This window comes from Brevibacillus choshinensis (assembly GCF_001420695.1).
Taxonomy (GTDB): domain Bacteria; phylum Bacillota; class Bacilli; order Brevibacillales; family Brevibacillaceae; genus Brevibacillus; species Brevibacillus choshinensis.
The window spans coordinates 568,818-591,622 of the sequence record NZ_LJJB01000010.1; the positions used below are offsets into that span (position 1 = coordinate 568,818).

General features: G+C 49.3%; 24 protein-coding genes. 1 reads left to right on the forward strand and 23 read right to left on the reverse strand.

Annotated elements, in window-relative coordinates; all coding sequences use genetic code 11:
* Positions 1–10: 10 nt before the first annotated feature.
* The 3 genes from AN963_RS13005 to AN963_RS13015 all read right to left on the reverse strand — a co-directional run bounded on the left by AN963_RS13005 (position 11) and on the right by AN963_RS13015 (position 1,313).
* The gene (locus AN963_RS13005) at positions 11–292 is read right to left on the reverse strand and encodes a DUF2325 domain-containing protein (protein WP_055745009.1); all 282 of its coding nucleotides are present in this window, start codon (positions 290–292) and stop codon (positions 11–13) included.
* Positions 293–326: 34 nt separating this feature from the next.
* Complete coding sequence (locus tag AN963_RS13010; protein WP_055745010.1) at positions 327–521, reverse strand: YezD family protein; 195 nt, start codon at positions 519–521, stop codon at positions 327–329.
* A gap of 147 nt (positions 522–668) precedes the next feature.
* On the reverse strand, positions 669–1,313 hold the full coding sequence (locus AN963_RS13015) for a TetR/AcrR family transcriptional regulator (RefSeq protein WP_055745011.1): 645 nt from the start codon (positions 1,311–1,313) through the stop codon (positions 669–671).
* A 140-nt stretch (positions 1,314–1,453) separates the two neighbouring features.
* Between AN963_RS13015 and AN963_RS13020 the strand changes: the two genes are divergently transcribed.
* Positions 1,454–1,861, forward strand: coding sequence for a hypothetical protein (locus tag AN963_RS13020; protein ID WP_055745012.1), 408 nt, complete (start codon positions 1,454–1,456; stop codon positions 1,859–1,861).
* Between the two features lie 72 nt (positions 1,862–1,933).
* Here the strand turns inward: AN963_RS13020 and AN963_RS13025 are convergent, their stop codons facing one another.
* The 20 genes from AN963_RS13025 to AN963_RS13125 form a co-directional block, all read right to left on the reverse strand.
* Entirely contained in the window at positions 1,934–2,710 is a 777-nt protein-coding gene (locus AN963_RS13025) for an IclR family transcriptional regulator (protein ID WP_055745013.1), read from the reverse strand.
* Between the two features lie 106 nt (positions 2,711–2,816).
* Positions 2,817–3,599 carry an aspartate dehydrogenase gene (nadX, locus tag AN963_RS13030; RefSeq protein ID WP_055745014.1) on the reverse strand — a complete coding sequence of 261 codons (783 nt, stop codon included), beginning with the start codon at positions 3,597–3,599 and terminating at the stop codon, positions 2,817–2,819.
* Entirely contained in the window at positions 3,596–4,402 is an 807-nt protein-coding gene (locus AN963_RS13035) for an alpha/beta fold hydrolase (protein WP_055746283.1), read from the reverse strand. The genes nadX and AN963_RS13035 overlap by 4 nt, the downstream gene beginning before the upstream one ends.
* A gap of 124 nt (positions 4,403–4,526) precedes the next feature.
* The gene (locus tag AN963_RS13040; RefSeq protein ID WP_055745015.1) at positions 4,527–5,066 is read right to left on the reverse strand and encodes a cupin domain-containing protein; all 540 of its coding nucleotides are present in this window, start codon (positions 5,064–5,066) and stop codon (positions 4,527–4,529) included.
* A 114-nt stretch (positions 5,067–5,180) separates the two neighbouring features.
* On the reverse strand, positions 5,181–5,930 hold the full coding sequence (locus tag AN963_RS13045) for an ABC transporter permease (protein ID WP_055745016.1): 750 nt from the start codon (positions 5,928–5,930) through the stop codon (positions 5,181–5,183).
* 6 nt (positions 5,931–5,936) lie between these two features.
* A complete protein-coding gene (locus tag AN963_RS13050; RefSeq protein WP_055745017.1) occupies positions 5,937–6,698 on the reverse strand; it encodes an ABC transporter permease in 762 nt (253 codons plus the stop codon).
* Complete coding sequence (locus AN963_RS13055; RefSeq protein ID WP_055745018.1) at positions 6,698–7,492, reverse strand: ABC transporter ATP-binding protein; 795 nt, start codon at positions 7,490–7,492, stop codon at positions 6,698–6,700. Before AN963_RS13055 ends, AN963_RS13050 begins: the two co-directional genes overlap by 1 nt.
* A 277-nt stretch (positions 7,493–7,769) precedes the next feature.
* A complete protein-coding gene (locus tag AN963_RS13060; protein ID WP_055745019.1) occupies positions 7,770–8,807 on the reverse strand; it encodes an ABC transporter substrate-binding protein in 1,038 nt (345 codons plus the stop codon).
* Between the two features lie 725 nt (positions 8,808–9,532).
* On the reverse strand, positions 9,533–10,351 hold the full coding sequence (locus AN963_RS13070; protein ID WP_055745021.1) for a dienelactone hydrolase family protein: 819 nt from the start codon (positions 10,349–10,351) through the stop codon (positions 9,533–9,535).
* A 3-nt stretch (positions 10,352–10,354) separates the two neighbouring features.
* The gene (locus AN963_RS13075; protein ID WP_330218833.1) at positions 10,355–11,203 is read right to left on the reverse strand and encodes an IclR family transcriptional regulator; all 849 of its coding nucleotides are present in this window, start codon (positions 11,201–11,203) and stop codon (positions 10,355–10,357) included.
* 9 nt (positions 11,204–11,212) lie between these two features.
* Positions 11,213–12,172: a VOC family protein gene (locus tag AN963_RS13080; protein WP_055745022.1), complete on the reverse strand. Its 960-nt coding sequence runs from the start codon at positions 12,170–12,172 to the stop codon at positions 11,213–11,215.
* A gap of 12 nt (positions 12,173–12,184) precedes the next feature.
* Entirely contained in the window at positions 12,185–12,970 is a 786-nt protein-coding gene (locus AN963_RS13085) for an SDR family NAD(P)-dependent oxidoreductase (RefSeq protein ID WP_055745023.1), read from the reverse strand.
* Positions 12,971–12,991: 21 nt separating this feature from the next.
* Positions 12,992–13,501, reverse strand: a complete 510-nt coding sequence (locus AN963_RS13090; protein WP_055745024.1) for an aromatic-ring-hydroxylating dioxygenase subunit beta — start codon at positions 13,499–13,501, stop codon at positions 12,992–12,994.
* A gap of 21 nt (positions 13,502–13,522) precedes the next feature.
* On the reverse strand, positions 13,523–14,827 hold the full coding sequence (locus AN963_RS13095; protein WP_055745025.1) for an aromatic ring-hydroxylating dioxygenase subunit alpha: 1,305 nt from the start codon (positions 14,825–14,827) through the stop codon (positions 13,523–13,525).
* Between the two features lie 36 nt (positions 14,828–14,863).
* On the reverse strand, positions 14,864–16,141 hold the full coding sequence (locus AN963_RS13100; RefSeq protein ID WP_055745026.1) for an MFS transporter: 1,278 nt from the start codon (positions 16,139–16,141) through the stop codon (positions 14,864–14,866).
* A 69-nt stretch (positions 16,142–16,210) separates the two neighbouring features.
* Entirely contained in the window at positions 16,211–17,656 is a 1,446-nt protein-coding gene (locus AN963_RS13105; protein WP_055745027.1) for an aldehyde dehydrogenase family protein, read from the reverse strand.
* A 16-nt stretch (positions 17,657–17,672) separates the two neighbouring features.
* Positions 17,673–19,358, reverse strand: a complete 1,686-nt coding sequence (locus tag AN963_RS13110; RefSeq protein WP_055745028.1) for a thiamine pyrophosphate-binding protein — start codon at positions 19,356–19,358, stop codon at positions 17,673–17,675.
* 23 nt (positions 19,359–19,381) lie between these two features.
* Positions 19,382–20,173, reverse strand: coding sequence for an SDR family oxidoreductase (locus tag AN963_RS13115; protein WP_055745029.1), 792 nt, complete (start codon positions 20,171–20,173; stop codon positions 19,382–19,384).
* Positions 20,174–20,215: 42 nt separating this feature from the next.
* Positions 20,216–21,133: a VOC family protein gene (locus tag AN963_RS13120; RefSeq protein WP_055745030.1), complete on the reverse strand. Its 918-nt coding sequence runs from the start codon at positions 21,131–21,133 to the stop codon at positions 20,216–20,218.
* Positions 21,134–21,379: 246 nt separating this feature from the next.
* Entirely contained in the window at positions 21,380–22,759 is a 1,380-nt protein-coding gene (locus tag AN963_RS13125) for an aminotransferase-like domain-containing protein (protein WP_055745031.1), read from the reverse strand.
* Positions 22,760–22,805: the final 46 nt, after the last annotated feature.

Genomic DNA, 22,805 nt, shown 5'->3' on the forward strand with positions numbered 1-22,805 from the left:
TCTTCTCACACTAGCTGATGACTGGCTCATACAAATCAACTGCATCACAGGAGCGTCTGCAAAAGACGATCGGCACTTGTCTTTGCTTGGCAAGCTTCTTGATATTTTTGCAGAGATTGTGATTGACAAAATTGATAAATACAAGAATCAGCTCCGTGTCTGACGGGATCATTGCTTTGACATCCGATTTTTTTCTACCTGATACGTGATAGACGTGACGAAATCCTTTCTCCTGAAGCTTGTTCTCGATTGCCCCCACCCGATCTCCACCAATTACCAGAACGCCTGCCATTTTGATCCTCCTCTCTTTTCATTGCCTCGTCTTATTATTTGCTAGCACGAACCGAAACGTTTTTGTTCTCCAATTTCTCTGCAGGGAGTCGATACTTCTCCGTTCGCTCAATCTGAACCACCTGCGAATCGTGAACCACGATGTGAATGGAGCCGTACTCCAAGTCTTCCAGCGCCTTCACAATCCGCTCCTTTAGCTGATCATCCAACGCTTCCCGTTTTTTTGACATCTGGTTCCCTCCTCACTTTTGAAACGTTATAATTTATATTATTCCTACCGATTTACTATGTTTTATGTTCTAAATAATACCTCCACAAACCCATTTTGTCAACGAATTCCATCAGGTTTATGGAGGGAAATACCCTTACGAACGGTTTCATGGACAGCCATGTTGCTTGTACAACCCGAATCGAATCAAATCGCAATATCTTGTGATGTCTTCGTGAAATAAAGTCAATTGCTCCAATCCTTTATCCTGGGCTTGATAATTGTCCCGTACGTGTTTTTGAGTCACGGCCTCAATGGCAGCGAGTATGAAAGATAGTGATTGTTTTACGTCTACCTGCTCTCGCAGCATCGAAAGATCAATCCCATCCAAAAACAAGGAATAATAGCGCTGGTTAAAATCTTCCTCCCTCTCCTTTACTTCATCCCGACACGCGGCTGGAAAATCGATAAAGGTCGAAATCGCCATCTGATACATGTACGGTTGCTCCACAAACAAATCCAACTTCACCCTTTGAATTTGAACAAGACGCTCCAGCAGATCTTGGGATCGCTCGCTTAGGTGGGTATCGAGGTGGGTGAAAAAGGATTCGACGCATGCGTCTACAACAGCTAAAAACAGCGTCTTTTTCGTGGAAAAGTAGTGGAACAGCATCCCTTTGGAGACACCTGCGCTTTGGACAATTTGATTCGTAGACCCTGCTTCATATCCCTTTTCCGCAAACTCCAGGAGAGCTGCCTCCAACAGTTTTCTTTTATTCGTCTCCATCTGTTCGTCTTGCCAGATCGTTATCATTCCCTCACCTTTTTCCGAAAGCTATCTTCCTCACATTCATCTTATCGCATCTTGACCAGGTGGTCAAAATCCGTGTATGCTATCATTGACCACCTGGTCAGAACTGGGTGACTTGCATTTCTAAAAGGAGGAACTCGTCGATGAAGACAAGGATTCCGGCATTCGCTCGCGTTTTATTGGGACTCATTTTGCTTGGTGCCGGCTTGAACGGCTACTTGGTCATTTTGGGACGCCCGCCCTTTTTTCCCACGAGCCCTGCAGCCATGGCACTTTTGCAAGGCTATCTATTGGTACTGGTCAAGTCTACCGAAGTGATTTGTGCGCTGCTCCTCTTGACCAATCGATGGGTTCCGCTCACATTGACCATCGTCGCTCCTATCTCAGTCAACATCCTGGCTTTTCACTTGTTTGTAGACCGTGATTTGTTGCCGCTTGGCCTGCTGGTGGCGGGTCTGGTCGTCCTCCTGTTTTGGTCTTATCGCCGTTACTTTCTCGGATTACTCGCTCCTTCTGCTCCCATTTCCCCTGAAAGAAACATCGTTTCCTGACTCTTGAACAGCAAAAAGCTGCCGTTCCTAAAGAGAGCAGCAGCTTTTTATTCGGAATGGACTTTCTTTGTCTTACTTGGAATAACCGGAAAGCGCATTTGCAGCTTCACGTACGGCCGGAATGATTTGTGTATCGATCGTGCTCTCGTTGATCATGCTCGTCGGCGAGGCAATATTGACTGCTGCCATAATGACTCCATCCCGGTCAAAAATAGGGAATGCCACCGAATAAATGCCGATCTCAAATTCCTCGTTGCTGACGGCATACCCGTTGCGGCGGATCTCATTCAGCTGCGTATTCAATTCTTTTATCATGGTTTTCGTCTGCGTAGTGAACGATTGCAATTGAATCGTCTCCAGCATCGCCGCACGCTTTTCCTCCGACAAAAACGCTAAAAGCACTTTTCCCATCGATGTGGCGTGAGCTGGCAGCCGCGAACCGATCATGACATTGAGCGTGGAAAAACTGGTAGAGGTAGCCGCACGTGCAATATAGACGACTTCGGTTCCATCCAAAATCCCGATATGTGCGGAAGCCCCTGTCTGATCCCGCAATTTCTCCAGGTACGGTCGTGCCAATTCCGGAAGATGCATGGTGTTCAAGAAAGCAAAACCCAACTCCATGACCTTGGGTGTCAGCTGATAGCGCTTGGTCGTCTCATCCTGAAAGAGGTAGCCCATATGCTGAAGGGTATAGAGAAATCTGAATGGAACGGTTCGGCTTACCCCCATTTTAGCGGCGATTTCTGCCAAACTCAGCGTGGAATGAGAAGCGTCGAACATTTTTAAAATTTCCAATCCCCTGATTAGGGAATTAGACAGATACCGATCTTTCTCCGTTTTCGGCATGAGCGCTTGTTACTCCTTTCACTAAGGGACATGCAATTGGTACCTTTTCACCTATTGTAGTCGTCACACGTCAACGTAACAAGTGCGAACCGTGGAATTCCTCTGGTTACCCGATAGAAATGCGCTCAGTCTGCTTTTTCAATGTAGAAAGTACGCTCAAAGCCGCCAAGTAGCTTGTCTTCGGATTGTCCGGCATCGGGTCATTCTCCAGCTGGATGTTCATTTTGCCAAATGAACCTACCGCCTCGATCGTATGGATGTTTTTCGTCGCTTCCGGATCAGCTACGATCTTCACCCGCGTGTTGTCACAGCCCAGACCCGCCAAAGACAGCACGATGGCAACATTGATATTTTTCGGGAAGCGACTGATGGCCTCTGTAGCTGTTCCATCAAATACAACTTCCTTCGCATCCAACTGACGCCCCAACAAGGATGCTGGTGGCTTACGCGTGGTCAGGGAGACCTCGTCCAACTGCCCCAATGCCATTGCCGAATGAATCACATCCAAGCCACCGATTGCTCCGGACGGCAAATGAATGTGCGTGCCCAACTGGCGACAGATTTCGTTCAGGCGATCGTACAGTTCTTGATCCACCAGCGCACCTACGCTGATAATCACCAGATCTTTACGCTTGGAAATGACGAGCTCAGCATAGTCACGGACGGCTTCCACTGTCGCCGCTTCTACGACGATATCAATTCCAGAGGACAGAAACGCTTCCATTTCCGTAAACGCACGTGTCCCATAATCGCGTTCCCACGCTTCTGCGACATCTGCACTTCTCAGAAAAACGGAGTCCACCGTGCAGCCTGGCAGCCGCTGATCCACATTGATGCTTTTGATTAAAAAAGTCGCTACCGTTCCCCCACCGATGATTCCGATCTTCATGACGCTTCCCCCTCGTTGTATGTCTGCAGGAAAGTAAGCACGAGGCGGTTAAACTCCTCCGGTTGTTCGATATAGCACAAATGTCCTGCACGTGCGATGAGCTCTAAAGAAGAACCCGCAATTCCCTGTTCGACGATGCGTGATTCTGCTACTGGAGTGACTTTGTCGTCTTCTCCACAGATAAGCATGGTCGGCATTGTAATAGAAGATAGCTTTTCCGTCTGATCAGCATGATAGAGCGAATAAGCTACAGAACGATAGCCTGGAGGTCTGACCATCGACATGATGCGCTTCGCCTCTGCAATTGCTTCTGGCGGTGCATACGGAGAGAACATATCCGGTGTGCGCAGCTCAGCCAGCTCTTGCGGCGGCAAGTTCTCCACATTATGCAGTCGGTTCTTCAGCTTGCGTTCATTTGTTTCCGGGTTCGTCCGCCCACCGCGGGTGCTCGCTGCCAAAATCAGAGCTTCCACGTATTCCGGATACTTCGAACAGAAGTCCATCGCGAGGGTGCTACCCATCGAGTGACCCAGCAAGAAGACTTTCTTGAAGCCCAAGGAATCAATAAAGCCTTTGAGTATATCAGCCAGCTCGCCAAACGTGCGGAACTCCGGATCGGGATCGGAGCTGTCACCGTAGCCAGGAGTATCCCAGGCGATGACCTGAAAGTGGTCTTGCAAGCCTGCCAGCTGGCGGGACCATGATTGCGAATTATTGCCTAAGCCATGCAACAAAATGAGCGGAGCTCCCTCTCCTGCGGTCCGGTAATGAATGGAGAGAGATCCAACTTGCGTGTACGGCATTGCTATCACCTCGAACATATCGTTTTGTGCCAATAAATGAAAAGACCCGGCTGCGATTTTAAGTGCCGGTCCTTTCGCTGTATAAGAGGGAGCCTGTGGTGGCAGGCTCCCAGACAGTCCCATTTTATTTTTGTTGTTCTGCTGCTGCCGCTGCTGCTTTTGCTTTCGCGCGCTCTACGCGAATCGCTTCCAGCTCGCTGCCTTCTGGGTATGTTGGGATTTGTGGTTTTGGTGCGCCCAGCATAACAGCCATGATTGCTTCTTCGTCACCGTCGTTGCGAACACCACGGTAGTAGCCTGGAGGTGACCAGATGCAATCGCGCTCACCGAGTTTGATTTCATGCACAGTTTCGCCGATTTGTACCAGAGCCGTGATGTTACCTTTGATCACGAAGAACACTTCTTCTACGTCGCTGTGCAGGTGCAGAGGGCCTTCAGCGCCAGCTGGCAGGTACATGTTGCTCAATGTGAAGTTGCCTGCTTGGATTACGTTGCTGTCAGTTGTAGCTACGCCGCCAGTACCTACATAACGGCATTGCGCACGACGATATGCTGGGTTTACTTGCTCTTGGAAAGAGAGTGCATTGTAGTCAAGCTTTCTCGTTTCCAGACGGGCTACAAACTTTTGCTCAAATTCTTCAATAGAGATGTTTTGTTCACTCATGGGTAATGCCTCCCTGTTTGTTTTATATAAAAAACATCGTTTTGTATTTAAAATGATTATACGATCGTTCTCGGCAAAAGTCAATATTCGAAAGTGTGAGATAATTGATTGAAACTACTGCCAAAATACATACTTTCGCTGAATGACTTGCAGCAGGAGATTGAGCAAATATCCGACCAGTGTAATCAGGAGGACACCTGCCAATACTTTTTCCTGCATCAACGAGGCTGACATGTAACTGAGCAGATAGCCCATACCGACCGTCGAACCGATCATTTCCGTCAACACAGCGATGATAAACGCCAGCGGGAGCGCGATTTTCAGACCAGTAAAGATGGAAGGCATCGTCGCCGGCAAGAGGATGCGCCAGAAAATCTGATTGTTACTCGCTCCCATGTTTTGTCCTGCCCACAGATAGAGCTTGCCGACGCGGGTCGCACCATAGTAGGTGTTGAGCACAATCGGAAACAGGCACTCGATGAAAATCAGAGTCACTTTTGACGCGGAGCCCAGGCCCAATATGAACACGAGAATCGGGTAGAGCGCCACGCGCGGTATCGGATAGCCGAGGGAAAACATCGGCTGCATCACATCATTGAGCAAAGCAGAGCGACTCATCAAAAGACCGAGTGGCACTCCGATCAATATCGCCAGACCAAATCCAGCAAAGACCCGGAACAGTGTCGTTGGCAGATTTTCCATAAGCATGCCGGACGAGATCAGATCGAAAGCGACCACCACTACCTTGGCGAGCGACGGGAAAAGACGCTCTGGCATGATTTGCATAAAAGCAATCACTTCCCATGCCACGACGATCCAAATGAGCGATTGGTATTGAATGAGGACATTCCATCCTTTTTTCATGTATGTCTACCCCCTGTTCTCCGACCACCAGAGCAAGCGAGCGCGGACAGCCAGTAAAATTCGATCAAACAAAAAGCCGAGCAAAGCAATGACAAAAATGGAGACGAACATCAGGTCCGTACGTCCTGCCATGTCCGCGGTCAAAATCATGAAGCCAAGCCCTAGACCATTGGAGGAACCGATCATTTCCGAGGAAAACATCATGACGAACGTCAATCCGAGCGAAACGCGCAAACCGTCAAAAATTTTCGGTAAGGAAGCTGGAAGAATGATCTTCCACAAGATTTGTATGCGACTTGCTCCCATATTTTGCGCAGCCCAGACGTAAACTTGTTTCACCCCGTGCACACCGTCCTGAGTCGCGATAAAACAAGGGAAAAATGCGGTCAAAAAGATGAGCAACACACGTGTCGTATCCGAAATGCCAAACCAGACCATCAAGATCGGCAGCAAGGCAATTTTCGGTACAGGGTTGAGTACATCCACGATCGGGGTAAAAAAGGTGCCGATGGGCTTGAAGTACCCTGCAGCTATACCCAGTACGATCCCGACGACGGCTACCAGCAAAAATCCGATGATCGAACGATACAAGCTGGCGGCCGCATTGCTAAACAAGTCTCCGCTCATAATCATGGCGAACAGTTCTTTGCCGACGACCATCGGGCTGGACAAGTACTCGGGAATCCACTGTAGCGTAGCAAGAATCTGCCAGACGACTAGCAGTACGACGACTTCGATTAACGCGATTTTGTGCAGGCGTTTATCCATCAGAAATCATCCTCTCCATTCTTGCTGTGTTCTTGATGGAGCAAATCCCAGATATGATTGCGAATATCCATAAATTCCTGTGTCTTGTGCACGTCTAGCTGACGAGGGCGCGCAAAGTCAATCTCGATGATTTCCTTGATGACAGCAGGACGACCGCTAAATACAACCACGACATCACTCAAGAAAACCGCTTCGTCGATATCATGTGTGACGAACATCACGCTCTTGTTTGACTCCTGCCAAATGCGTTGCAATTCTACCTGCATCTTCTCTCGCGTCTGCGCATCGAGCGCACCAAACGGCTCATCCATCAAAAGGACGTCCGGATTGAAAGCGAGCACACGTGCGAGGGAAATGCGCTGCTTCATCCCGCCAGACAGCTCCGATGGGAGATTGTTGCGGAAATCCCACAGGTGTACCAGCTTGAGGTAGTGCTCCACGATCTCGTCACGCTTTGCCTTTTCCACGCCTTGAACCTCGAGTCCCCATGCCACATTGTCGTAGACGTTTTTCCAAGGAAACAGGGCTGACTCCTGAAACATCATGCCCCGATCCGGACCTGGCTTGTCGACTTCCTTGCCGCGAATGCGCACTGTCCCCGTAGATTTAGGAATGAAGCCACCAACAATATGCAAAAAGGTACTTTTTCCGCATCCGCTAGGACCGACAATGCTGACAAATTTGCCTTCGGGAATCTGCAGGCTGATTTCTTGAATGGCCGTGACCTCTTCTTTCCCTCGCGTATAGACTTTGCGCAGCTTTTCGATTTCAATAGCGGGTGTCTTAGTTTGCATGACAATCTTCTCCTTCGCTGGTTTTTATGGAAGTTACATAACATTGGCGGCCCCTATGTTGGGAAATAGGGACCGCCATTCATAGAGCGTGTTTGAAACCTCGGTATAGGTTGTTAAGTTTATTAGCTGAGGAGGGAGAAGCAGGCTTCCGATCTCCTCTCCGCCTGGAAACCTGCTTCTCCTGCGAGCTTCTTTGGTTTCGAGCAACCTTTTTTAACGGGTATTAAAAGGGGATAAAAAGAGACGATCCAACAAAGTCTTGGCCAGCTAGGTGTCCTTATTTTGGCAAATAGGACATATCGATAATCGCGTTCAGATCGACTGGCTTGTCTATCCATTTCTCTTGCAGCAGAATGTCTTGTACTGCTTTCCAGCCCTCTGGATCCACTTTTCCGTCTGTAGAGCGGTTGTTGTCGGTCAAGTTGATGTAGACATCTGGCTCAGCTTTTACTTTTTGTTTTTCGATCAACAATTTACGAGCTTCTGTTCCATTTTCGTTGTAGTACTTCAGGGCAGCTACGTAATCGCTCAAGAAGTCTTTGACTGCTTGTTCGTTGTTTTTCAGGAACTCAGGGTTCACCATCATGGACAAGAAATCTTCATCTGCTTGTACACCTGTCTTCGCATTGAACACTTCTTTAAATTCTCCGGCCTTTAGAGCTGTAGCCCCAAATGGCTGCGGGAACATCCCGATGTCGATCTTCTTCGACTTCACCGCTTCCGTCATCGAAGGAATCGGAATAATCGCATATTTCACGTCCTTATCAGGGTCCATTCCTGCGGAGCGAATCGCAGCCCGTGCCCACATGTCTGTCGGAGACTTGAAGTCAGGAATACCGATTACTTTGCCTTTCACATCTGCCATGCTATTAATCCCGGAATCTTTTAGCGCCATGAACATCGTGTTGAAGCCTTTTCCTGGTGTTTCTTTAATAACAGAGGCAATCACTTTGAGCGGTATGCCTTGGGAAGCCGCGACCAAGGTAGCACCTTGACCGATGGAAGCAACGTCGATCTGGTTCGCCTGGTAGGCATTCAGACGGTCAGCATTTGCGCGGAACTGAGTAATGTTGAGTGTGTAGCTCTTTCCTTGGTTGGGCGTCAAGGAAGGATTTACCTGCATCAGCCACAGCGGCTCTTCGGATGAAAAACCACCGCCTAATCTAATCTCTACCGGTTGGCTTCCTCCGCCCGCTGCTGGTTGGCCACCAGATGCTGATCCTGAAGAAGGCTGGGCAGATTGCCCCGATCCACAGGCTGTCAACCCGACTGCCAGACCCAAAATCATTGCGATTTTTCCCATGCTTTTTCTCATAAGTGACCCCCTGGAAATAATCTTGAGTGTTTTGTATGAAAAACGTAGTTTTGCTATATAAATATTATGTCAGGGTTATATAGTTGTCAATATTGAAAACTTTAAAATAAGTCAAAAAATTATTTACTTATAAACAATAAGCTATTGGAGTAAGAAAAACGCGGATATGATGCCCGCGTCCTTTGGTTTGGTGGTAAATCGAACGGTGGTGGAGGGAAGGAAAAAAGGGAAAACACTACAGCGATAGGGACACTACTTAGAAGTATTGACTGTTCAGCTCCATTCCAAAAGTGGAACGGCGTCCAAATTAGCCGGCTCGCGGGAGCTTCTCAGAGGTGGACGCTCAGGCGTTTTCCCCTTTTTCCACTCCGCTTGGGCTGTGTCCCAAACGCCTCCGCTTTTTTCCCTTTTTTCCTAGGCCAGCCTTGAATATCCTACTTTCCTTTTCCAGGGGCTTTCCATGGAGTTTCTTTGAAAAAAGCGCTGCTTGGGGCAATGCCTGCGACGAACGGAAGCTTGCTCCTCCCTATCCATTGGGAGAATAGGCTTTTCCCCCTTGAATAACCGCTAAAAAGGTGCCTAGAAACCACAAAAGCTTGCTTCTCCCCACCTCCGCTATGTTGATAAGCTCATCTTTTTTTCCTAGGAATTTAAACTTTCCGATGGTACAAAAAATACCCTCCACCTGAGCCATATCGACTCTCGCGAAGGGTATTTCTACCTTTTTATACCAAGACTTGATTAAAAAATGCCAGCGTCTTTTCCCAAGCATCACGCGAAGCTCCTACATGGTAGGCTCCCCGTGTGTCGTTGAAGAAAGCATGATGTGCTCCTTCATAGACTTCGTAGCTAAAGGACTTCCCTGCCTCTTGCATCGAACGGGCGAACTCTGGTAAATGGGCATTGATCTTTCCGTCCAGCTCGCCGAAGAATCCGACGACTGGGCATTGGATTGTCGCTATCTGCTCTTTGTTTAGGAGATGCCCGTAATAGACTACAGCACCTGCCAGACGCGGATCAGAAGAAGCCAGCAAGAGGGAGAGAGCCCCACCTATGCAATAGCCCGTAGAAGCTACCTTTTGCCCTTTGGACAGGTCGTAGCCTTCGAGGAAGGTCATGGTCGCTTGCAGTTTCTCCAGGAGCTGTGGCAAGCGCTTCAGGTTGGCAAATACATCCGCGTACGTCGCTCGCAATTCTTCACGTGCCTTTTCCGGCTGTTGCTCCATCGCTGCCTCACGTGCTACCGGATCATGCCATGCAGGTGGTGGCAACGCCTCGAGAAAGGCTTTGACTTGTTCGATACGCTCTTCGGTCATGCTTTCTGTCCGCTTTCCATCTACTGCGTACAGATCGGGAGCGACAGCCAAATAGCCTGCCTTCGCAAAGCGATCGGTCAAATCCAGAATATGCGCGTCCGTTCCCCAGATCTCCTGGATGACGATAACGACAGGCAAAGGTGTCTTCGCCCGCTCCATCCGAGAGGTGTAGATGCGGTGCTTGGCGCCATTTTGCTCAAAATGAACCCACTCTGTTTTCAAGGACATGCCTTATCCCATCCTTTTGGTTTGCCGATAGCCGTAAAAGGCGGAGAGCTTTTCTGCGGAATCGCAAATCGCCGGCAATACGTATTTTTCCACACGCTCGTCTGGCAAGATCGATTCATGTGCTGCAACACTCACCGCAGCGACAGCCCGACCCGTTTCATCAAAAATCGGCGCGGATACAGATCGGATTCCCACCTCGAACTCACCGCTACTGACGGAGTAACCCTGCTTGCGAACGACATCCAGCTCCTTGAGGATCGCGGTCATCATGGTCTTCGTATCTTTCGTGTACGACTGCAAATCAGACAGCAGCAAAATCTCTTCCCACAATTCTCTCGGCTGAAATGCCAACAGAATTTTCCCTACTGCTGTCGCATGTGCAGGCAGACGCGAACCTACGGAAACACTGACTGTAGACGGCCCTCGCGCCTGTTGAACCGCCACAAACACAACCGCTGTATCGTCCAGAATACCGATATGGGAGGAGCCACCCGTCTCATCTCGTAGCTTTTCCAAAAACGGTCTAGCTACTTCTGTGATCTGCAGCGTGTTTAGATAGGCAAAACCCAGCTCCAATACTTTCGGCGTCAATTCATAGCGTTTGGTATCTTCGTTCTGTTTTAAATATCCAAGAGACTGCAGTGTAAACAATAACCGGAACGGAGCCGTCCGGTTAATCCCCAACTGATTGGCGATCTCCACAAGAGAAAGCGTTGGTTGCTCTGCCCTAAATAGCCGCAAGATTTCCAATCCCCTTACAAGGGAGCTGGAACTGTATCGATCTTTTTCTAGTTTTTCCAACGTCTTGTCTCTCTCCTTTCTGGAACCTGTGGCATCCGTCCCTCCCATCATTTACACGCGTTACGCTTCGAATTTCTCCAGAAGCTCGATGATGACATGATAGTCAGAGGTCGTATCCATGTATGCGTATCTGCCTTTCCCGTTCCAAAAGTTGCCTTTCTGAATCACAGGATAGCCTTTTTCCTCCAGGATGGCCATTTTCTCATCCATGTTTTTCACCAGGAAGGAGATGTGGTGAACACCCTCACCTTTTGTTTCGAGGTGTTCTTTCCACGTGCTAGGAGAATCTCCTGGCTCGATCAATTCGATCTCGATCAACGGAGTTTTGATGAATAGAAAACGCGCTTTCGCTTCCGTCGGCTCTCCACGGAATACGACTTGCGTTACGTCGCTCGGTCCTTCTCTGAGCACGTTTGGTTTTTCCACTCCCAGAAGAGAGCAGTAAGCATCAGCAGCTGCATCTAGATCTTTGACCACGACTGCGATTTGAGTCAAGGTGTCTGTACCGAGGAGAGGCTGTGGATCTTCTGCCGTTCTTGGTTTCACTGGAGGAATTGGTTGTGGCTCATCGCGCTCCAAAAGCTCCACCATCGTTTTGCAATTTGGCACAGTGTCTACATACGCGTATCGGCCTTTGCTCGCAGTAAATTCACCGGTCTGAATGACGCCATAGCCGTTTTCACTAAGCAGTGCCAATTGCTTTTTCATGTCATCGGTATTGAAAGCAACGTGGTGGATGCCTTCCTGCTTGCCCAAGAATTCACGCATCGTGCTTGGCTCTTGGTCAGGCTCGATCAATTCGATCTGTACGGAAGGTGTATTAATGAAAATCAGCTTGTTGCGTGCATCTGTCGGTACGCCGTTGAAAACGATTTGAGAAACTTCACGCGTCCCCGTCAAAAACCAATTTGGCTTTTCAATACCCAGCAGTGTCGCGAACGCCCCCGCTGCTTTCTCTATGTCATTGACTACAAAACAAATCTGGTTCAACTCACTGTTACCGAGTAGCGCTTCTCTCATCTCTGTTTCCCCCTATCCGAGTCCTCGCACGACTAATCCACCGTCGCTAGCCAATACTTCGCCAGTGATCGCACGCGCTTTGTCTGAAGCCAGCAAGATGTATGCTCCCACATGATCTTCTGCTTCCATCGCAATTTGCAACGGGTTTCGTCTCTTAATGCTTTTCGCCTTTGTCTCGTTGTCTACTATATTGACAAATGGGCGCAGTGGTGGAATCACGGATAGTGCTGTCAATGTACCGCCAGGAGCCACGGCATTTACACGAATATCGGGTGCCAATTCGAAAGCGAGCTGTCGGAGCAGACCGATCTGCGCGTGCTTGCTTGCCGTATACCATACGCCTCCACCATCTGGATAGAAGCCTGCACCGGACACCGTGAAAATCATGTTCCCCCGCGTCCGTTTCAGTTCGTCCACTGCCGCTTTTGCAGCAAAAAAGCTTCCTTTTACATTGATCGAAAACAGCATGTCGTAGGCATCCGACATCGCTTCCGGGGTGACATCGACGAATTTGGCGAATGCATCGAACACACCTGCGTTGGACACGAGAATATCCAGCTTCCCAAATGCCTCCACGGCGCATTGCACGGCTCGCTGATGATCCTCATACACAGTCACATCGCCCGTGATGGTGCGGACACTGTCCCCCAGTTGCTGTTCCAGCTCACGCAGACCGTCTGCTGAGCGGTCCAGTACGGTGACAACAGCCCCTTCTTTGATGAAAGCCTCCACAACCGCCTTGCCAATCCCGGAGGCACCACCTGTGATATATACCGATTTTCCGGAAAGCTCTGCCATCCCCGTCATGCCTCCTTTTCTCTATACGAAAATTGCCAGGTTACGTGTATTGATGGTGGTCTGGTCGATCACGAAGAAACGCTTGGACAGCTTCCATTCTCCGTCTACATAGAGGAACTCATCCGTACGCTCACCAGAGACCAGATCGTGGTGAATATCCGTCGAGCGGCTGCGATACAAGAGCAGGTAGCTTTTGACAACAGCCTTGTCATTCGGTACGTACTCTTCGATGCGCACGTTGTTTACCGAACGGCGAGTGCGGGACGGAGGAATCTCCGCCCAGGCATAATCCGATTTCAAACGCTCCACACGCAGGGACAGCAGATGGTGGTCGTCATGGAAGGCGAACATGTCCGTCGCGTAATCAGGGCGCTCGATTCCTTCTTTGTTTACGCGGACTGGCATCGAGTATTTAATGTCAGGATGCATCAACGCAAACCAACCATCAAAATCGATATCATCCAACAATTTTGCTTCGCGATACAACCATTGCTGGAATTCGTAAGTAGCCAGCATCATTTCCATGCTCATTGCGTCTTCCTCCTTAGGCAATTACGAGTTCATCAGATTAAGCCAGTAACGGTAGTAGTTCCGGGAGTTCGCTTCCGAGAATTTATCTCCGTAGGCAACACCAGGTCCAGGGAAATCGGTGACAGGCTCACGGTGCATACCCATGGTGTAGTTGTAGGTCAGCTGCTTGGCAAAAGGCATAACCCCGCTTGCCGCTGCCGTGATATCGGTAAATACTTCGGTATCGTCTTGCTCAAAAATACCGGATGGGCTAAACGTCAGGATGTACGCTTCGCGGGAACGGTATTTCCAATCCTCCGATGCGTTTTTCTCCACCATGAACCAGGTCATGACTTCCATTTTGTCTGGTCCTACTGGCTTCCACAGACGCATGGTCGTGTTGGAAACGAGCTGTCCTTTTACCTTGGTGTGCGATACCAGGATGGACAGGTTCGGGAACAGCGTACCGATCAGGTTTTTCATATTGGAAATCAGATCGTATTGCTCAGGTGTCAGATGTGCCTTGTATTCGTCTTTCAGCTCTTCAGGGAATGGGAAATCCGGATTTGGCATCCCGATCAGACAACCGTGTCCATTATCTGTGTGGACTTGGTAGCCTTTTTTGGAGTAAGTCGCACTAGGGACCATTCCGAGCTGTGCGATCGAACCGTGCGTCACCATCGTGTGATAGGAGTCGCTCACAAAGTTGTCGGAACCGATTTTCCAGTTGGAATGCACGATGAATTTTTGCGGCGGTCCAACGACTTCCATCTCCGTGCGGCCCAAACCAATGTCCAAATACCATTTGAAATCGCTGAGGAAGTCGTCAAGTGGTTGCGGATTGTCGTTCCACGTACCAAAGATCAGACCACGGTACGTACCGAGCGTCACTTTGTTCAGGCTCATTTTGGACGTATCCAGTTTGCCGCCATAGATATCATTTTGGAGTGGAACACCGATCAATTCGCCCGTATTTTTAAAGTTGAAGCCGTGGTAGGGACAAGTGAAGTTCGCTTTGTTTCCATGATCCGCACGGCAAAGCTTCATGCCGCGGTGCGTACACATGTTGTAGAATGCACGAATCTCTTCGTCCTGGCCACGCGAAATAATCACGGAATAACCGGCCAGATCGCGGAGCATGTAGTCGTTTTTGTTCGGAATTTCTGACTCGTGGCCGAGCAGTACCCACGTTTTCATGAAGATTTTTTCATGTTCCAGCTTGTAAATCGTTGGATCGCTCAAAATGTAGGCGGGAATGACGCCTTCCTCCGGTACCATTGTTTCGTTCAAATAGCGAAGGGCCTCTTCCCTTGTCATTTCGTCCAAGCGCACTTCAGGCTTACCCATACGTAATCACTCCAATCTCAAATTACAGTTCGACAACTAGGAAACCGCTCTTGCAAACTCAGCCTGCTTGATCCTGATAGCCTCTGCTGCTTCGCGCTTCAAGGTAAAGAGGTAGGCAATCAATCCAACGAGGGAAATGACTATCAGCATCAGAATAGATGGACCGAAGTCCCCTCCAGAAATATCTCGCATCCAACCCATGATATAGCTCGCAAAACCACCGAGAATATTCGTAAAGCCCATCAAGCCAGCTGCGCGCCCGGCTGTTTCAGGTGTTGAGAATTTAACGATAAACAGGTTACTCAGATGGAAGACTCCACCCTGTGTTCCCATAGCAAGTCCGATGGATATACCAGCTACGATCGGATTCGTCGCACTGACTGCGATCCCCAGGAAAAGGGCACAGAGTCCAAACAGGATCGCCGCTAGCAGACCTGGACGCTTCGTTTTATCTGCCAAGTAGCCGCACACCAATACAAAGATGAGGGCAAACAACCAGGAGAGTGAGGTAATCCCTGCCATCGCTTCTCGTGCAAAGCCTTTCCCTTGCGTCAGATAGGTAGGCAGCCAAATGCTCAATCCAAAGAACAGGAAGGACGCAACCAGCATCCCGATCCAAACAATCCAGTACCGGAAATCTTGAGCAAAGCTTTGTTTTTCTTCTGCAGGTCCATCAGAGCTACGGATGAAAGCCAATTCTTCCTTGCTTAGCTTTGGATGCTCTTCTGGCTTATCTCGCGTCATGAAGTAGAACATCGGGATGTTGAGAATCAAGTTACAAGCCGCCAAAATGAAGAACGAGGAATGCCAAGTCAGATTGGCAATCAGAATAGACAACACGAGTGCCCCGAGTGCTGGGCCAAGGTAGTTACCTGAAATCCAGGACGCCTGTGCCTTACCCAATTCATTTCGATTGAACCAGTTGGCAATAAACTTACCAGAAACCGGAATCATAATCCCTTCCCCAATACCCAAAATGATACGGGAAACGACGAACATTTCATAAGAGGTGGAAAGTCCGGCCAGCACCATCGTGACCGTCCATACCGCAATCCCCAGCATCGCTGTCTTTCGTGCGCCCAGCTTGTCGATAATGACGCCCCAGAACAAATTGGACAACGCATACGCTACTGTGAAGATAAAGGTCAGGAAACCGATTTTCGCGTTTTTATCCGGACCGGTAAGTCCCATGTCCTGCAAAAAGCCTGGATCCGTTTGAATCACAGATATCCCTAGCTTATCGATCTGGCCAAAGAACCAAAAGAAGAAGATTGGCAACGAAATATAAACCCATCGCATGTTTTTGCTAAGCATATATGCAACAACCTCCTGGTGACTGGACATTCTGTTTTCAGTCGTAGTTGAAAGGCACTTTGGCTAAGGTTAGTTGGCAAATCCGTACGTATCAGCAAAGAGATCGATACCGCACATTTGGGTCTCTCTGCTCAGTCCGCTTTCTTTCAGACCTGGGAAGTCGTAGTGCAGGTCTTGGAAAATCGTATGGTTGTTAAAGAACACAGCACCTGCGTCCAGTCTATCTGCAAAAGATTCTGCCAGTTGTTGATCAGCCGTCCAGACAGAAGCACGCAAGCCGAATTCTGTATCGTTCGCCATCGCGATCACTTCGTCCAGATCGGAATACGTAAGTACTGGAATGATCGGTCCGAATTGTTCAGCGCGTACTAGCTCGCTCGATTGATTGACTCCAGTCGCGATGGAAGGAAGCAGGAAGTAGCCTTGATTCCAGGACTCTTCATCCAGCTTGATCCCCAATGTCTCAACCCCGGCGCCCTCTTGTTTGGTGCGTTCGATCAAGCCAGTGACATAGTCGTACTGTGCTTTGTTGTTGATTGGACCCATCATCGCATCTGGCTGCATGCCGTTTCCGACGATCATGCGCCCAAACTCACGAGTCAATTTGCCCATGAACTCTTCATAGCGGGATTCGTGAACGTAGACGCGTTTGATTGCCGAGCATACCTGACCAGCTGCTCGGAGGATTCCCATGCGAATGCGTTGCATCGCTACTTCATCTAGAACTGCATCAGGCAGGATCAGAGCTGGATCGTTTCCGCCCAGTTCCATGTACAGTTTTTTCACGGTGCCAGAAGACATGCTCATGATGCGTTTTCCTGTTTCCGTACTACCTGTAAAGGCGATCGTACGCACGCGAGGATCTCCGCAAATTTGTTCACCGACCAAGGCACCAGAACCAGTCACGATATTGATAACACCTGGAGGCAGGTGCTCTGCTACGACTTTAAGCGTAGCCAAAACGGTCAACGGGCAATCTGTCGCTGGTTTCACTACGACCGTATTCCCTGCGAGAATAGCAGGAATGACACGTTTAAACGTAAGAATCATCGGAGAATTCCATGGAGAGATGACAGCGGTTACACCTCTCGGACGTCGACGAAGCTGTACCATCTGCCCACCTGGGATGGACTCAGGCTGCCACCATTTCACCAAAGCGTCCGCCCCTTGGCTCATGATTTCGACACAGCGTAGGAGGTCTTTTTTCGCTTCTACTTGTGGTTTTCCATTTTCACGAACAAACAGAGGAACGGTCTGCTCAATGATCGGAGCCAAATGCTTGGAAGCTTCTTTTACCAGCTCAGCGCGCTTTTCTGCGGAGGTAGATGCCCAAGCTGGGAATGCTTGCTCCGCTGCATCAATCGCCTGTTTTACATCGTCTTTGCTACAAAGAGCGACTTGTCCTACTACTTCAGTGAGAATGGCGGGGTTGGTCACATCTGTGACCTTTGCCCCTCGTACCCATTCACCGTTGATCAGAAATTGGCCGGAAATGCTAGGATATGCGTTTGACATGGATGACCAGACCTCCTTACAGTTTTTTCGGCTTGAATGAATCTGCTGCTCCTGGAGGTCCACCAAAAGGCTTGGCCATTGGACCGACAGCATTCATGTCGACAACGATCATGGATGGCTTTCTGCGAGCCACTGCCGCTTCCAGCTCAGCAACGAACTCTTCTGGAGAACCAATGCGCTCTGCTTCAAAGCCCATCGATTTCGCCATCATGACAAAGTCTGGGCTAACCAGATCAACCGCTACCTGACGGCCATACGCTGCATCCTGAATGTTGCGTAGAACACCGTAGCCTTGGTCATCAAAGAGTACAACGATCAAAGGCAGGTTTTCTTGAACGGCAACGGGCATCTCGCCAACATTGAGCATGTATCCACCGTCACCGGCCATCAGGACGACTACACGGTCCAATTGACCCGTTTGTGCACCTAATGCTGTCGGCAAGCCTTGTCCAATCCCACCACCGGAAGCGTGAATGGACGTGCGAGGCTCGTAAATTTCAAACAATCGGCTACCCCATACATTCGCAGGAACGGTTACGTCACGTACCAGGATGGCATCTTTCGGCAATACTTTGCGCATGCCATCTACGAATTTCTCGTATGGACCTAATGTATCGCGGAGAATGCCGCGGATTTTTTCTCTTACGGATTTCACTTCTGTTACATACTCTGCATTTGGTGTTACGCTTTGTGCTGCTAGCTCTTCATTCAACGCGTTCAGGATCGCTTTTGCTTCTCCCAAGAGACCATGTGTAATTTCGTAGTTGCGGTTGAATGCGCTCCAGTCTGCATCGATACTGATGTGCGCTTCTGGTGCAGTCACTTTCCAGTTGGCTGTTTCGTTGCCACGGAAGCGAACGCCTACACTGATCAACAGATCTGATTGCTTCAACAGTGCTTTTACATCTTCATACGCTGCGAAATGACCTATGCATTGTGGATGATCCTCTGGAATAGAGCCTTTTCCGGACTGGCTCGTGATCACAGCCGCACCTGTCAGTTCAGCCAGCTTGGTCAGTTCAGCAGAAGCTTCGGAGGAGATGACGCCTCCGCCTGCCCAGATGACTGGACGACGAGCAGCTGCTACCAGCTTGGTTACTTCAGCTGGAATATGTGGAGCTACTTCTTGAGCAGTTACTGCTTGAACTGCTTCAATCACGCTATTTGGAATGATCGCAGATTGAAAGTCGATCGGAATCTCTAGCGATACAGGACCGCGTGGAGCCGTTGTTGCGTTTTGAATCGCTTGGCGTACCACAGCAGCAGCTTGTTCCGGCTTGCGCAGACGATACGCTTCTTTACAGCAGCCGTTCATCATCGACAGCTGGTCTTTACATTCGTGAATGTACCCTCTGCCTGTTCCCAAGTACTTGGAGGAAACTTCACCCGTCAGATGCAGGACAGGAGTTCCCGCAGCCCATGCCTCTACCAAAGAACCTGCTGCGTTACCTGCTCCGCTACCTGTACTCGTGATGACAACACCGAGTTTGCCAGTCGAGCGCGCATAGCCGTCTGCCATATTGGCAGCACCGCTCTCACCGCGGGAGCAAACGATCCGAATGCTTCCTTCGCGCAGCAGCGCATCGTAGATTGGCATATTATGAATACTTACTACACCGAAAACGACTTCTACTCCGGCGCGAACAAGCTCCGCAACGACTGCGTCTGCCGTAGTGAATTCCATTTGCCCATTAGTTGTCATGTTATTATTCTCGCCCCTTCACATTACAGCGCTTTTCCCAAAGCCCCCGCAACTTCGATTGTCGATCCGGATACATAGCTTGCCTGTTCTGATGCCAGGAAGAGAATAACGCTCGCTACCTCTTCAGGCTGACCCACTCTACCAAGCGGGATGTTCCGTTTTTGTGCCAGATCATTGTAGTAGTCGGTTGGATCCATGTCTGGAGCGTTTTTCATCCGTCTGCGCTCCCATTGGTCCGTCGCAATCAATCCGAGGCTCACCGAGTTGACCAAAATGTTGTTTGGAGCAAGCTCGTGTGACAACGTTTTGCTCAGATTCAACAGTCCTGCGCGCGTTGCTGCTGTCGCTACCATGTGACGCTCTGGTTCTTTTGCCAGCGTCGCGTTGATGTTGACGATTCGGCCGCCACCACGCTTGAGCAAGTGTGGATGAACCGCACGAACGGCGTTGATGATGGCGAAATACTTCAGATCGATCTGTTGTCTCCACTGTTCATCCGTAATGTCAAAGAAGTACCCCATGACGCTTTGTCCAGCTGCATTAACCAAAATGTCCACGCCGCCAAACGTTTCTGCCGCTCCGTCAATAAAACGGGTAACGTCTTCTTTATTCGTCACATCACAGGTCTCAGCGAACACCTGTTCAGAAGGAGCGAATGCTGCGAGATGAGCAACGGCCCCTTCCATACGCTGTTGATCGCGTCCACAAATGGCGACTTTTGCACCCTCTTGCAAGAACATTTCGGCTGCCTTCAGGCCTACCCCAGATGTTCCGCCCATGATTACCGCGACTTTATTTTTCAGTCCCAAATCCATCGGTTTCTCCACTCCCCCAAGGCTAGTGCCAGTTAGTCGAATTTATTGTTTGTTGACGAGCTTGGTAGCCCAGCCCTCGTCGGGATCGCCTTGCATAGACGCACGCGCTCCTGGTGGTGGAGGTCCTGCAATTCCCCATTGGTCCATCAAATGCGGTACGCGCTTCCAGACCAGTGCTTGCCATTTGTCGTCATCCTCTACGGTTGTCAGGTAGCAGGTGTATTCCATGACATAGCCGGCTGGATCGCGGAAATAACAGAAGATGTTGTTACCAGGACCGTGACGACCAGGTCCCCACATCGGCTCGACGTCTGCTTTGCGTACATTGCCGATGCCTCGCATGACTTCGTCTACACTCTCAACTTCATAAGCAATGTGGTTCACAGATGCATGTGCATCCTGGTTGAAAGCGAGGGAGTGATGGTTTTTGTTGCAGCGCAGGAAAACCATTTGATGCTCGCTCCAGTCCGTTACCTTGAAGCCCAGGACTTTCGTGTAGAAGTCCGTAATCATGTCGATGTCTTTCGTGTTCATCACCACGTGGTTCAATTTGATCGGATCCACGTTTTTCTTGCTCCAGTCTTTCGTGTGGATCTCTACCCAACAAGACAGTTCGATACAACGACCTTCTGGATCAAGAAAGCGCAATCCGTAGCCTGCACCTGCTTCATCGAGGTAGGCTGGCTCAGCAACAAGTGGAATGCCCAGTTCTTTCAGCTTTTCAGCCGCTGTGTCTACGGCATTCTTGTCGATCATGCCAAAAGCGATATGGTGCAGCCCGCGTTTTTCCCCCGCTTGCAAATGAAGGATGTGGTTTTCGGAGCCTGCTCCACGGAAGTAGACATTGTTCTCATCTTCTTGAAGCTTATCTAGACCCCAAATCTTTTCGTAGAAGTCTGCATGTTCTTTCAAGACGGGCGTAAACAAACTGATATGCCGCAAATGGGTGATACCTAGCATCCACTTCACCTCTTTTTTTATTTTCACGTTTCGTATATAAAACGTTGTTTCTGAAATTCACTAAAAAAAAGCGAGCCTTGTTGTTACCCTCTACGTAACGTACCCCCAAGCTCCTATCGGATGGAAACCTCGCCTTTTCGCATTTTGTTTTATATACAAAACAAAGTTTCTGATATGAATTTATTTTAATTTTTTCGTAACTATCGTGTCAATACTAAAGATTTTGATTATTCCTCCTATATCCAATCATATCCAGTCAATGACCTGCAGTCTGCTTTTTTTTTGCTGTTCTAACAAGCCTGAGACGGTATTGGCCACGATCTGAATTCCTCTTTCAATTTTTGCAAAGTCCGTCTGGATGATGCTGATGCGCAGTCCATAATTACGCCGAAACGTTCGCAAGTAGTTTTGTTCTGTCGAAGTCACTCTCACCTGCTGCAAGTGAAGTGCCGTGATCAAATCATGCAAATCGATCTCATCAGGAATCGACATTCTGGCGAAAATGCCTCCATTCCCGATCCGAAAATCCATTTTTTGGGGGAGCAATCGTTCGCTGCAGTCGGCTAGCTGCTGCATCCGCAGCCGGTATCTCTCCCGTACCAAAGAAGCGTGGTGATCGTACATGCCGCAGTTTAGATACAGCTCCAATGCGGCCTGGGACAAGGCAGACGTACTGGAATCACTGGATGCCTTGAACAGTCGAAACGTCTCCATCAAAGAAGTAGGGAGCACGACTGACGCTAATCGCAAACCAGGGAGCATGATCTTGGAAAAGCTCTTGACGTAGATGACTTTACCAGCCTGATCGTACGAGTAGATTGGGTCCGCTTTGTCATCTGTATCCATATCCGCCAAATAATCATCTTCCACGATATAGACATCATATTTCTCAGCCAGTTTGGCAATACGCATTTTTTGCTCTGCTGTATAGCATGCCCCCAAAGGGTTGTGAAACCTAGGCACCGTATAAAAGAACTTGATGTGATTGTTGCGGAAATGTCGCTCCAGCTCATCGAGATCGATGCCATCCATCGTCCGCTCTATGCCGAGAGTCGTGACTCCCATCAGATCCAGGGAACGTAGCATGCCCTGGAAGGTAGGCTGCTCCACCAGCACCGCACCCTTTCCATTGGGAAACGGCATAGAAGCGAGTAAATGCAAGGCCTGCTGAGCCCCAGACACGACACATATTTGCGACGGCGATGCAAAGATTTGTGAATGAGCCAGATGCTTTTCCAATGCTCGCCTCAATGTAAAAAATCCTTGCGGGTCCGAATACGTAAAGAGATGATCCTCATACAGCTCGATCGCTCGATTCAAGCAATGCTGAAAATCTTTGTACGGCATCACGTCCGCATCCGGGCTGGCTGAGGAAAAATCGATCCATTCCGTCGCTGCCTGCTTACCAAGCACTGGCCGCACTACGGCGTAATAGCCGCTTTTCGGAACGGAATAGATCAAGTGCTCTTTTTCCAGCTCCTGATACGCTCGGATGGCTGTATTTTTACTGCACGCCCACAGCTCGGACGCTGCACGAATCGAAGGTAGCTTTTCCCCCGGCTTGATCGTGCTCGATAATAGCTGCTCTTTTAAAAGCGCTTTCACAACTTCGTACTTGTTCTCCATCTCTCATCCCCTCGAGCCAGACTGTATGGGTACAGATGTGAATTTA